Source organism: Streptomyces violaceus (assembly GCF_036014075.1).
GTDB classification, from domain to species: domain Bacteria; phylum Actinomycetota; class Actinomycetes; order Streptomycetales; family Streptomycetaceae; genus Streptomyces; species Streptomyces violaceus.
On the sequence record NZ_CP107911.1, the window covers coordinates 6584412 to 6597329 of the forward strand.

Below are 12918 nucleotides of genomic sequence, written 5' to 3' on the forward strand. Positions count from 1 at the left end.
GCACGACGAGGGGCGCCCCGTGAGCGTGAGCCACGGGGCGCCCCTTCGTTTTCAGCGGGGGAGGGTGTCCTGGCCCTTGAGGCACGTGACGAACGCGTCCCAGGCGGTGGCCGGGACGCAGGATGAGCCCGGCGGGTGGTCAGAACTGCGGGGGTGGCGGGCGGAAGCGGGGTTTGCGCAGGTGGGTGCCGGACTGCTGGTAGCGGAGGCTGAGCGGTGCCTGTCGAGGTACGGAGCGTGCCTCCGGACCGATGAGGAAGTGCGCCTCGGGGATGCGCCCAGCGCCGGTGTGCAGCGTCGGCGGGCTCGCGCAACCGGCGAGGTCCAGCATCATGCGGGCGGTCGCGTGGGCCTTGGTCACGGACTCGCCTCCGGCGAGATTGCGGTGGAAGACCCGCGCGTAGCCGCGTGCGTGAACGTCGGCGACCTCGGCCTGCCAGCCGATGGCGGCGGGAACCGCGTCGCTGAACTCCTTGGCCAAGTGGGCGGTCCAGCAGGCGTTCAGGACGACCAGGTGGAGGCCGTTCGCGCCGGCAGCGGTGACACAGCGGCGCAGGCCGTCCAGGGCCACCGAGGACTCGCCGCCGTCGTCGGTGACGAACCGGGGGCCGCCGCCGGGTGTGCCCCGCCCCGCGAAGTGGAGTACATGGGGTGTGGTGTCGGCCAGGTACTGGGCCAGGTCGTCCCAGCGGGCGGCTGGGAGGGTGTCCAGCCGGACGGTGTGGCCGTAGCGGGAGTACGTGATGCTCTGCTGGACGTCGCGGTGCTCCTCCAGCACGTTGGGCGCGTTCGGAAGGGAGGGGGCGGCGGCCAGGACCAGGCAGACGACGTACACCGGTGTCATGGGCGGGTCTGGGTAAGGGCTTGGACCAGGCGGAACCAGTGGGCGGTGTGCTGCGGATCGGGGGAGCGGGTGGCGAGGGCCGCCAGTTCGGAGGTGAGCCGGTTGCGGGTCTCCGGGTCGGCTTCGGACGCCGCCTCGGCGAGGGCGTCCAGGTCCAGGGACTCCGGGTCACCGGCGAGGAGGAGGGCGGCCTGGTGGTGGGTGGCGGAGGAAAGCTCGTCGTCGAAGACCAAGCCTTCGACGGCGGCGACGTACGCGAGTGCCTGGGCGTCACCGTCGTTCAGAGCACGGAGAACATGCCGCTGGAGGGCGTCTCGGTTCTGGACGCACTGGAACGCGGTGTCGATGTCTTCGGCGCGGGCGATGCGCAGGAGGGCCGCGTGAACCGCGATGCCGGGGGTGACGTCGTCGTTTTCGGTGAGGGTGTTCTCGGCGGACTCGTCGAGGAGCAGTTCGCTGTGCTCCTGGAGAAAGCGCTTCGAGTCGTCCCAGTTCTCGCACGCCAGCCAGCCGGAGAGCGTGTCACGGAGGATCAGGGCCGGAAAGACGGCGTTCATGCCTTCGGAGAGGACCAGTTCCCTGATGCGCTGGTGCTGCTCGGCGACCGGCCAGGCGAGCGCGAACTCCGCCAATGCTGTCGAGGCTTCGTCGGCGCCGAGGGCGTCGGCGTGGCGTGACCAGAAGGTCCGGCTGTCCGTCCAGGTGGGCGTGTTCACCCACTCGACGACCAGGCTCAGGGTGTCCTCTGACAGCGACAGCCAGTCTGGGACGGCGGTGTCTGTCTCCTGCCGCCAGGTCTGCTTCAGAGACTCGTGACTGTCACGAGATGTGAGGGCGTGGGCCCGGAGCGTTTGCCGGGCGCGCAGGACGATCTCACCGGGTTGGTCGGCCGACTCGTCGTTGACGATGCGGATGAGTTCCAGGAGACCGGACGCGCGCGTGGGCTCGGGACGTCCGAGCTGGAAGGCCGCACGCTCGTACTCGATCGCGCGTGTGGCGGCCGGATGGGCCTGAGCGAGCCCGGCGGCCGTGTCCGTGTAGGCCTGGATGGCGGCTGGTTCATCTCCGGTCTCGGCGAGGTGGTTGGCCAGGTTGTTGAGTGATGTGGCGAGGTTGGGGAGGTAGGCGGCGGGGTTGGTGTGGGCGAGTTGGCGTCGGATGCGTACGGCTTCGTGTGCGGGTTCGAGGGCCCCTTGGCGGTCTCCGGTCTCGGCCAGGCGGTTGGCCAGGTTGTTGAGCGATGTGGCGAGGTCGGGGAGGTAGGCGGCGGGGTTGGTGTGGGCGAGTTGGCGTCGGATGCGTACGGCTTCGTGTGCGGGTTCGAGGGCCCCTTGGCGGTCTCCGGTCTCGGCCAGGTGGGCGGCGAGGTTGTTGAGTGATGTGGCGAGGTCGGGGAGGTAGGCGGCGGGGTTGGCGTGGGCGAGTTGGGTGTAGTGGCGTACGGCTTGGTGGGCGGGTTCGAGTGCGCCTTGGCGGTCTCCGGTGGCGGCGAGGTGGTTGGCGAGGTTGTTGAGTGATGTGGCGAGGTCGGGGAGGTAGGCGGCGGGGTTGGTGTGGGCGAGTTGGGTGTAGTGGCGTACGGCTTGGTGGGCGGGTTCGAGTGCGCCTTGGCGGTCTCCGGTGGCGGCGAGGTGGTTGGCGAGGTTGTTGAGCGATCCGGCGAGGTTGGGGAGGTAGGCGGCGGGGTTGGTGTGGGCGAGTTGGCGTCGGATGCGTACGGCTTCGTGGGCGGGTTCGAGTGCGCCTTGGCGGTCTCCGGTGGCGGCGAGGTGGTTGGCGAGGTTGTTGAGTGATGTGGCGAGGTCGGGGAGGTAGGCGGCGGGGTTGGTGTGGGCGAGTTGGCGTCGGATGCGTACGGCTTCGTGTGCGGGTTCGAGTGCGCCTTGGCGGTCTCCGGTGGCGGCGAGGCGGTTGGCGAGGTTGTTGAGTGCCATGGCGAGGTCGGGGAGGTAGGCGGCGGGGTTGGTGTGGGCGAGTTGGGTGTAGTGGCGTACGGCTTCGTGTGCGGGTTCGAGTGCGCCTTGGCGGTCTCCGGTCTCGGCCAGGCGGTTGGCCAGGTTGTTGAGCGATCCGGCGAGGTCGGGGAGGTAGGCGGCCGGGTTGGTGTGGGCGAGTTGGCGTCGGATGTGTAGGGCTTGGTGGGCGGGTTCGAGTGCGCCTTGGCGGTCTCCGGTCTCGGCGAGGGTTGCGGCGAGGTTGTTGAGTGCCCCGGCGAGTTCGGGGAGGTAGGCGGCGGGGTTGGTGTGGGCGAGTTGGGTGTAGTGGCGTACGGCTTCGTGTGCGGGTTCGAGTGCGCCTTGGCGGTCTCCGATCTCGGCCAGGGTTGCGGCGAGGTTGTTGAGTGATGTGGCGAGGTCGGGGAGGTAGGCGGCCGGGTTGGTGTGGGCGAGCTGGGTGTAGTGGCGTACGGCTTCGTGTGCGGGTTCGAGTGCGCCTTGGCGGTCTCCGGTCTCGGCGAGGTGGTTGGCGAGGTTGTTGAGTGCCCCGGCGAGGTTGGGGAGGTAGGCGGCGGGGTTGGTGTGGGCGAGTTGGGTGTAGTGGCGTACGGCTTCGTGTGCGGGTTCGAGTGCGCCTTGGCGGTCTCCGGTCTCGGCCAGGCGGATGGCGAGGTTGTTGAGTGCCATGGCGAGGTTGGGGAGGTAGGCGGCGGGGTTGGTGTGGGCGAGTTGGCGTCGGATGTGTACGGCTTCGTGTGCGGGTTCGAGTGCGCCTTGGCGGTCTCCGGTCTCGGCCAGGCGGTTGGCGAGGTTGTTGAGTGCCATGGCGAGGTCGGGGAGATAGTTCGTGTCTCTGTCAGCCAGGTCCCTGTTGATGTCGGTCGCCTCGCGAGCGAATTCCACGGCAGCCGTATGACGCGCGTTCCCCGACAAGGCGGCGGAGACCTCGAGCAGCGCCTCCGCCAGATGCGGCAGGGCGTTCTCCCGGTCCCACAGCACAAGGTCGCGCAGCACGTCGATGCCCGGCCCCGGGACGCTGGCCCACGCCGCGTGGCGGGGCAGCCAGGTCCGTACGTATGGATCGACCCGCTCCCAGCCTCCGGCCTCGGCCTGCCGCTTGAGGAGGTCCACCACCGCCCGCAGCACGACCACCTCGGCGGCCGTCCTCTCGGGCCCCTCGCGCCTCCTCAGATGTGAGACGAACTCCCGGTGGTACAGCCGGTACACGGCCTGGGTGCCCGCACCGTCCTCGACGATGTAGCGGCCGTAGGCGGACAGGACCCAGTCCACGTCGCCCTCGTCGTAGACGACACCCTGCCCGCCGAGCGCCGAGGCCACCGCCTCCCAGACGCCGCCCGCGGGCATGCCCCGGCCGGCGGCCCACGCGAGCGCCGTGAGGAGGTCCCGCGCCGCCGAGGGGAGTTCGGTGCCGTCGTCGCGCTTCAGCCGTGGGCCGGAGCGAAGGTCCTCCTCGAACGCGGCCTCCACGGAGTCGGGCAGCCCGGCGAGCAGGTCCTCCGTGTCCCGGAGGCCCCCGAGCTCTCGGAGCCGTGCGACCAGGAAGCCGGTGACCAGCCGGGCGAAGAGGAACCCCCCGTCCTGTGCCGTCGCGCGGTCCGCCAAGGCCTCGGCGACCCCGGCCCCATCGACCTCGGCGGCCACGCAACGCCGCCGTACGTACTCGGCGATGTCCTGCCGGGTGTCCGGCTCGGCCTCCAAGTCCACCGTCGTGACGCTGTCGCCGATGTGGCGGACCAGGGCGTCCGGCAGGGTCTCGCCCTCCTTCAGCCTGCCCCGGAAGGGCCGTTCCCTGGAGCCGACCAGCACCGGGAGCATCCGGCTCAGCGGAAAGACCAGCTCCTCGATCACGCCCTGGGTGTGCTCGGCCGGAACCTCGTCGAGACCGTCGAGGACCAGGACGGGAGGCGTCGGAAGCTCGCGCAGCTCGGCTCTCAGGGCGTCCGCGTTCCTCGGCTCGGGCAACCCCAGCCGGGCGGCGAGTTCGGCGGCGGCCTGTGTCGCGTCGAGGCCCCGCAGGTGCACGGCCGCGAAGGTCCGGGCGTCCCGTACACCCGGGTCCGGGTCACCTTCCCGGAGCGCTCCCTGCCGCTCGGCCTCCTGGCGCTGCTCGGGGTCCGCGAGCGTCGCGACGCGCCCGAGCACCGCCGACTTGCCGCACCCTGCGGGCCCGGTGACGAGGAAGAGACCGGGAGCCGCTGCCTCCATCCACGCGGTGATCTTCCCGAGCACCTGCCGCCGTCCGCTGAAGAACCAGCCCTCCTCCCGGTGGCCCACGCCGCGCGCGGCGAGCACCAGGTGCTCCACGAGGGCCGGCGCTGTCCCCGGCCGGGCGAGGGGGTTGGGAAACGCCGGGCGTTCGTCGCCCACGGCGGCGCGCGCGGGCCGCTGGCCCTCCGCCTCCCATCTGGTCGGCAGCGCCGCCAGCAGGTCGACCCCACTGACGAGCTCGTTGTGCGCGCTCCACGCACTGAGGTACTCGTCCGCCCGCGGGCCCTCCCGCAGCACCGCCGCCAGTGCCCGCAGCAGCGGGCCGTCGCCGTCCGAGGGCTCGTTGCGCTGGCAGCTCGCCATGCTGCCGAGCCACTTGGTCCGGCCGGGCGGAAGGGAGATCTCGGACCAGTGTTTCAGGGCGGTCCGGACGCCGTCCCCGACCCCGTCGCCCGCATAGCAGGTGTCGACGACCACCAGAATCTGATCGGCCTCCGAGGAGACCGCGTATCCGATCAGCTCCTCGGTGGACACGCCCTGCCTGCGTATCCGGACCTTCCGCGTCCCCACGTGGTCGCCGGGCTTCAGATCGCTGAGGACGAGCCGCAGTTCGTCGTCGGCGAGGACACCGTGCCCCGACCAGAGGATCAACGCGGGCTTACGGCCCCCCGACCGCCGCCAGCCCTCGCTCCACTCCTCGACCTCCCGGTCGAAGGCAGCCCGGTCCGGGTTTCCACCGCCCACCAGCCGCACGTCGAAGCCCAGCCCTTCGAGGAGGCCGGCGATCTCCTCCATCTGGGCCTTGGCGCCCACCAGTTGAGGGAAGGTCCGAGAGTCGTCGTACGACTCGCACACCACGCACAGCGCGGTGGCCTTGAACTCCGAAGCCTCATTCACCCCTGGTGCCCTCTTCCCCCTCGTGCTCCATCACCAGCGTCAACGCCGTCACCGAGGCCTCCGGGGCGTGCCGTGCGCCGACCCGCAGCCGGTGCGCTCCGGGGGCGAGACCGGTGAGCGGAGCGGTGTAGCGCCCGTCGCCCCGGTTCCGCAGCGAGTGTTCGGGGCCGTCGTCCACGCTCAGGGCGAGCGCCAGCTCGTCGTGCCCGGGGACGTCCCGGGGGACCGACACCTCGACCTCCGCCGCCTCGCCTGCCGCCAGCACCTCCGGCGCGCGCACTCCGAGCGGCCTCGCCGCCGCGTCCTCCAGGCCCCGGTGCACCGGCAGCTCAGGTGTGAGCCACCCCCACAGCGCCCAGCGGACGGCGGAGTTGTTCTGCAGCGAACCGTGCTGTTCCCACGGGGTGTACGCGGGGCGCCGTACGCCCGTGAGGTGGGCGCTGGACAGACGGGGCACGCGCCCGTCGCCGCCCTCATCCGCGTCACCGATGGTGAGCAGCGGCGAGAGCCGGCCGTCGTCTCCCGGCCGGGCCGTGGTCGGAGTGGGCTGCAGGACCCCGCTGACCGGCAGGTACTCCACCCCGTAGGCGGCTGACGTGCGGGACTCGCGCAACGCCGAATGGAACAGCGCCGCGTCCTTGAGCAGGGCCTCGTCGACCCCCGGCAGCCCGGTGACCTCACGCGCGTACCGGAGGTTCTCCGCGTCCGTGCCGCCACCCACCAGACACGCGTAGTCCGGGGTGAGCTGATGCAGGGACGGCAGGCTGCGTGCGAACCGCGCCAGATCCAGCCGAAGCGGGCCGAACCCCGGCCGCAGCCCGTTCACCAGGTACAGCAGAGCGTCCAGCGACCCCCGGTACGGCGTCCCGAGCGTGATCACCCGCCGGGTGACCTCCGCGCCGCCGCCCAGCTCGACGTACTGCCGGGTCACCAGTCCGCCCATCGAGTGGCACACGAACACGACCCTGGCCTCCGCCCGCCCGGCCGCAGAGGCCCGCCAGCGGCCGAGTTCCTCCTCCACCCGTTCGCCGAGCCGTTCGGCGTTGTACCGGCAGGAGAGCCGCCAGTCGTACGAGAAGTCCACCAGGTTCACCGGTGTGCCAGGGGCGTCGCCAGGCAGCCGCCGTCGCAGGGTGAAGTGCCGCTCCAGCCAGTCCAGCAGCCCGTTGTAGCCGTCGACGAGCGGCCCGACCCCGGGCAGGGCATGCAGATCGGGCATCGGTCCGGCGGGCCGGACGCCGTCACCGGGGTGGCCGTCTCCCAGGTCGGACGGGAGGACCAGCCGGGTCACGGACCTCCCGAAGGTCCTGATCCCTCGTAACAGGGCCTTTCCCGAGAGCCCCCACAACTCGTTCCCGTCCGCGTCCGTCAGCCGGCTGCCCATGATCCCCGGAACCACGACCACGAGATCGTCGACCCGGCCGCGCTGTGTCGTCATGCCGCCCCTGTATGTGCGCGTCGTGCTGTGAGGGGTCAGCGTAATGACGGCGGAGTGGGCCGGACATGAGGAATGCGGAACTGTCCGCACGAAACATGAAATGCGCTCTGGCCTGCGTCCTGCGTGGAGAAGGGGTGACGCCGGCCACGGTGGGCGTCACCCCTTCTCGTACCCGCTACGGCAGCGCCAGCATCCGCTCCAGCGCCAGCTTCGCGAACGCCTCCGTCTCCTTGTCCACCTCGATGCGGTTGACGAGGTTGCCCTCGGCCAGGGACTCCAGGGCCCAGACCAGGTGGGGGAGGTCGATGCGGTTCATCGTCGAGCAGAAGCAGACCGTCTTGTCGAGGAAGACGATCTCCTTGCCCTCGGGCGCGAAACGGTTCGCCAGGCGGCGGACCAGGTTCAGCTCCGTGCCGATGGCCCACTTGGAGCCGGCCGGCGCGGCCTCCAGGGCCTTGATGATGTACTCCGTCGAGCCGACGTAGTCCGCCGCGGCGACGACCTCGTTCTTGCACTCGGGGTGGACCAGGACGTTCACGCCCGGGATGCGCTCGCGCACGTCGTTCACCGAGTCGAGGCTGAAGCGGCCGTGCACCGAGCAGTGGCCGCGCCACAGGATCATCTTGGCGGCGCGCAGCTCGTCGGCCGTCAGACCGCCGTTCGGCTTGTGCGGGTTGTAGAGGACGCAGTCCTCCAGGGACATGCCCATGTCCCGCACGGCGGTGTTGCGGCCAAGGTGCTGGTCCGGCAGGAAGAGCACCTTCTCGCCCTGCTCGAAGGCCCAGTCCAGGGCCCGCTTGGCGTTGGACGAGGTGCAGATCGTGCCGCCGTGCTTGCCCGTGAACGCCTTGATGTCGGCGGACGAGTTCATGTACGAGACGGGCACGACCTGCTCGGCTATGCCGGCCTCGGTCAGCACGTCCCAGCACTCGGCGACCTGCTCGGCCGTCGCCATGTCGGCCATCGAGCAGCCGGCGGCGAGGTCGGGCAGGACGACCTTCTGGTCGTCGGACGTCAGGATGTCCGCGGACTCCGCCATGAAGTGCACGCCGCAGAACACGATGTACTCCGCCTCCGGGCGGGCGGCCGCGTCCCGGGCCAGCTTGAACGAGTCACCGGTCACGTCAGCGAACTGGATGACCTCGTCGCGCTGGTAGTGGTGGCCGAGCACGAAGACCTTGTCCCCGAGCTTCTCCTTCGCCTTGCGGGCGCGCTCCACCAGGTCCGGGTCGGACGGCGAGGGCAGGTCGCCGGGACACTCCACACCGCGCTCGCTCTTCGGGTCGGCCTCACGGCCGAGGAGCAGCAGGGCGAGGGGCGTCGGCTGTACGTCGAGCTCCTGGGTCTGGGCGGTGGTCACGGCACGCACCCTTTCTGTTTCTGCGACTTTTCGTCGATTTGACGCTATCTATCATAACCGCTTCACGTCACGTTGACGATGGCCATAGCGTCTGTGTGACGTGAATCCCGGTGAGCCGCCGTTCATTCCCGGGAAGACCGGGAAAGAGCCGTTTTCCGGTTCCCGGCGGGTGTGCGAGCATGAAACGGAGCCGTAAATCGAGCGCCCGGCCCGGAATGAATCCGCGGCCCCGCCGGTTGGACCCGTCGGCAAGCAGTCTCCGTACAACCCGGGAGAGATGTAGATGTCCGTATCGGACGAGACCACCACCGTCAGCGACGGCATCATCCTGACCGACGCCGCCGCGGACAAGGTCAAGACCCTGCTCGACCAGGAAGGCCGCGACGACCTCGCGCTGCGCGTCGCCGTCCAGCCCGGCGGCTGCTCCGGCCTGCGCTACCAGCTCTTCTTCGACGAGCGTTCCCTCGACGGCGACGTGGAGAAGGACTTCGGCGGTGTGAAGGTCGTCACGGACCGCATGAGCGCTCCGTACCTGGGCGGTGCCACGATCGACTTCGTGGACACGATCGAGAAGCAGGGCTTCACGATCGACAACCCGAACGCGACCGGCTCCTGCGCCTGCGGCGACTCCTTCAGCTGAGCCTGCCGGGCCGCCAGCGGCGGCAGCGAACATGACGAAGGCGGCGGCCCCCTCCGTGGGGGCCGCCGCCTTCGCGCTGGGTGCCTACCCCGGTATCACCGCTCCCGCGTCGGGGGAGCCGGCAGCCGTGCACCCTCCTTGGCCAGCGGGACCGCCTTGCCGTCCGAGTCCACGACCGCACGGTCGCCCAGCGGCTCGTCGAGTCGCACGGTCTCCTGGAACTGCTTCGCGATCATGATGCAGACCTTGTCCGGCCACGCGGTCGAGGTCACCGTGACCGTCACCTCGTCCCCCTTCTCGCTCGCCTTCACGTCGTAGTCGGCGCACACCCCGCCCCCGAAGGTCACGGTCAGCTCCGAACCTTCGGCCCGGTATCCGTCCACCTGGACGTTGCGCGGCTCGGGTGCCGAGGTCGGCTTGTCACTCGGCTCGCTCGGCGCGGAAGAGGCCAGATACTTCGGGTCGACCGCCGGGTACGTCACCGTGAACGGGTCCTTCGCACCCGGCGCCGTCACCTCGAACAGCCAGGACGGCACCAGCGCCTGGCGGCCGTCCACGAAGTGCGAGGCCAGTCCGAACACCGCGTTCTCGACCGTGACCGCGTCCTGCTCGGGAGCGCCGCTCGCCGACGATCCGCAGGGCTGCTCCTGCCGGTCCTTCAGCGGCACGGGGCTCGCACAGCCGCCGATGCCCATCCGGTGGTCGCTCTTCGGCCGGGTCTCCATCAGCTCCAGCGCCTTCTTGGCGCTGACCACGGGGTAGGTGTCCCCCTTCGCCGGCGCCTTCAGCTGACCGCTGCCGCCGACGACCTCGCCGTCGGAGCCGACCGTCACTCCGGTGGTCCAGCCGTGCGTCGGCAGTCCGCCGACCTCGGGAGCGGCGTTCACCACCCGCTGGGCGCCCATGATCTGGCTCGCGTCGAGCTTCGCGTCGTCCTGACCCACCGCCTTCAGCACGGGCGCCGCGGCCTTCTGCGCCACCGCCTCGCTCACCGGCGTGCCGCCGGACTGCGGAGCCGTGCAGGTGTCGGTGCCCTTGCAGTTGTCGGTGCCCGGGGCGTAGCGGTTGAACGTCCACGCTCCCGGCGCCTGCTTGTTCACCTGGAGGCTCGGCCCCGAACCGTCCTGACCGGCCCCGACCTTCCAGGCCTCGCCCTGGGCCACCGGCGACCCCTCGATTCCGAGGACCTTCGCCAGCCGGGCCACGTCCTCCTTGGTGACCTCGCCCTGAGCCCGGTACACCGGGGCTTCGCCGGGTCCGTCCGGCAGCGTGCCGCCGAGCCGGTAGGTGGCGCCGTAGGGGTTGGGCTCACCGGGTGCGATGCCGTTCTCGCCGCCCGCCGTGGATTCCGAGTACCCGTCGAGCGGGAGCGGCGGGGGAGTGTCGTCCCCACCCGGCGCGCCGGACGTCTGTCCACCGCCGGACCCGCCGGCCACGTTGGTGGCGAGCCAGGCCCCGCCCCCGCCGATCAGCAGCACGGCCGCGGCGACGGAGGCGATGATCGCGGGCGTACGGGGCCGCCCGCCGCCCGAGTGGACCAGGTCCTCCTCGTCGCGGGGCAGGTCGCTGTCCGGCACCTCGGTGGCTGCCGCGCCTGCTGCCCGGTCCGGGGCCGGGCCGGCTTCGTCGGCGCCGGTGCTCTCGGTGCCGGCTTCGGGTTCCGGTGCCGATGCGGCCTTCGCCGTGTCGTCGTCCTCGCTGGCGTCGGAGGCTTCAGGAGCCTCAGCTGCCTCAGGAGCCTCAGCGGCCTCAGGAGTCTCAGGGGCCTGGTCGGCCTCAGGGGCCTGCTCCGTCTCGGCGACCTCGGGCGTGTCGGCCTCACGGGACTCGGCGTCCGGAGTCTCCGAACCCTGGCCGGCCTCGGCCTGGACGTCGTCGCCGGAATCAGTGGACCCGGCGACCTCCGCCCCGACTCCGGCGTCTGCCGAACCCGCGTCCGTCGAACCCGCCTCCGTCTCGCCCCGCGTGTGCGCCGAACCCCGTTCACCGTCGGAGACGCCCCCGATGTCCCGGGCAGGGTCGGCGGCTCCGGCGCCGCCCGCTTCCCTGGCGTCGTCGTCGTTGTCGGGTCGCTCGGTGTTCACCGCATCGCTCCTTCGGCTGCACAGCTGTCCCATGGGACCCGGACCGGTCACACACGGGCCGCTGGTGGGTCGTATCCCGCCTCCCCTTTACGGGGGACAGCGATGGGACGCAGCGGGGGAGCACACGGTTCCCGCAGGGGCCCGCTCAGTCCCCGTAGTCCGACATGGCGTCGAGCAGCCGGGCCGACGCAGGGGGTACGGTCACACCGTGGATCAGGGCCGGGGAGACGGGCCGGGAGGCGATCCGGTCGGGAGCCGCCCAGTGCGGAGCCATCCGCGCCCCGTCACCCGGCAACGACGCCAGATCGCCTTCGAGGTCGACCGGAACGGGTGTCTGGACCTTGAGGTTCGTCATAGCGGCACCGTAGGCACGCTCGAGCTCGCGGAGAAAGATCTACTATCGGGTAGTTTCGATGCCTTCAGTGCTACCCCGCCCACCCGATAGCGTGAAGTGTCAAGGCCCGCCTCCCTCAGGAGAATCCACGCCGTGCGCATCGCAGTCACCGGCTCCATCGCCACCGACCACCTCATGACCTTCCCCGGCCGCTTCGCCGACCAGCTCGTCGCGGACCAGCTGCACACGGTCTCGCTGTCGTTCCTGGTCGACAAGCTCGACGTCCGCCGCGGCGGCGTCGCCGCGAACATCGCGTTCGGCATGGGACAGCTCGGCACCCGGCCGATCCTGGTCGGCGCCGCGGGCGCGGACTTCGACGAGTACCGCGCCTGGCTCGACCGGCACGGCGTCGACACCGACTCCGTCCGCATCTCCGACACGCTGCACACCGCCCGCTTCGTGTGCACGACCGACGCCGACCACAACCAGATCGGCTCCTTCTACACGGGCGCCATGAGTGAGGCCCGCCTCATCGAGCTGAAGACCGTCGCCGACCGGGTCGGCGGACTCGACCTGGTCTCCATCGGCGCGGACGACCCGGAGGCGATGCTCCGCCACACCGAGGAGTGCCGCTCCCGGTCCATCCCGTTCGCCGCCGACTTCTCCCAGCAGATCGCCCGGATGGACGGCGAGGAGATCCGCATCCTGCTGGACGGGGCGACGTACCTCTTCTCCAACGAGTACGAGAAGGGCCTCATCGAGACCAAGACCGGCTGGAGCGACGCGGAGATCCTGTCCAGGGTGGGCCACCGGGTGACCACCCTCGGCGCGCGCGGCGTCCGTATCGAGCGGGTCGGCGAGGACCCGATCGAGGTCGGCACGCCGGACGAGGAGCGCAAGGCCGACCCCACGGGCGTCGGCGACGCCTTCCGCGCGGGCTTCATGTCGGGCCTCGCCTGGGGGGTCTCCCTGGAGCGGGCCGCGCAGGTCGGCTGCATGCTGGCGACTCTCGTCATCGAGACGGTGGGGACGCAGGAGTACCAGCTGCGGCGGGGGCACTTCATGGAGCGGTTCACCAAGGCGTACGGGGATGAGGCGGCGACGGAGGTTCAGGCGCACCTCGCCTGATCGTTGCCGCGTGCGGGCGCGTGGGGG

The 12918-nt window shown here is 70.9% G+C and carries 8 protein-coding genes; 2 read left to right on the plus strand and 6 right to left on the minus strand.

Annotated features, from left to right (window positions below; translation table 11 throughout):
• Positions 1–139: 139 nt before the first annotated feature.
• The 4 genes from OG542_RS29605 to nadA all read right to left on the minus strand — a co-directional run bounded on the left by OG542_RS29605 (position 140) and on the right by nadA (position 8705).
• Positions 140–844, minus strand: coding sequence for a CHAT domain-containing protein (locus OG542_RS29605; RefSeq protein ID WP_328414762.1), 705 nt, complete (start codon positions 842–844; stop codon positions 140–142).
• Entirely contained in the window at positions 841–5907 is a 5067-nt protein-coding gene (locus OG542_RS29610; protein WP_328414764.1) for a tetratricopeptide repeat protein, read from the minus strand. Before OG542_RS29610 ends, OG542_RS29605 begins: the two co-directional genes overlap by 4 nt.
• Entirely contained in the window at positions 5900–7345 is a 1446-nt protein-coding gene (locus tag OG542_RS29615) for an esterase/lipase family protein (RefSeq protein WP_328414766.1), read from the minus strand. Before OG542_RS29615 ends, OG542_RS29610 begins: the two co-directional genes overlap by 8 nt.
• 175 nt (positions 7346–7520) lie before the next feature.
• A complete protein-coding gene (gene nadA / locus OG542_RS29620) occupies positions 7521–8705 on the minus strand; it encodes a quinolinate synthase NadA (RefSeq protein WP_311125256.1) in 1185 nt (394 codons plus the stop codon).
• A gap of 283 nt (positions 8706–8988) precedes the next feature.
• On the opposite strand from nadA, the gene OG542_RS29625 reads away from it, so the two are divergent.
• Positions 8989–9345, plus strand: a complete 357-nt coding sequence (locus OG542_RS29625; protein WP_003989692.1) for a HesB/IscA family protein — start codon at positions 8989–8991, stop codon at positions 9343–9345.
• 95 nt (positions 9346–9440) lie between these two features.
• Here the strand turns inward: OG542_RS29625 and OG542_RS29630 are convergent, their stop codons facing one another.
• Both OG542_RS29630 and OG542_RS29635 read right to left on the minus strand, forming a co-directional pair.
• On the minus strand, positions 9441–11429 hold the full coding sequence (locus OG542_RS29630) for a prolipoprotein diacylglyceryl transferase (protein ID WP_328414768.1): 1989 nt from the start codon (positions 11427–11429) through the stop codon (positions 9441–9443).
• A 145-nt stretch (positions 11430–11574) separates the two neighbouring features.
• Positions 11575–11784 carry a hypothetical protein gene (locus OG542_RS29635; protein WP_193483837.1) on the minus strand — a complete coding sequence of 70 codons (210 nt, stop codon included), beginning with the start codon at positions 11782–11784 and terminating at the stop codon, positions 11575–11577.
• A gap of 132 nt (positions 11785–11916) precedes the next feature.
• Between OG542_RS29635 and OG542_RS29640 the strand changes: the two genes are divergently transcribed.
• Positions 11917–12891, plus strand: a complete 975-nt coding sequence (locus tag OG542_RS29640; RefSeq protein WP_311125254.1) for a carbohydrate kinase family protein — start codon at positions 11917–11919, stop codon at positions 12889–12891.
• The last annotated feature ends 27 nt before the right edge of the window (positions 12892–12918 follow it).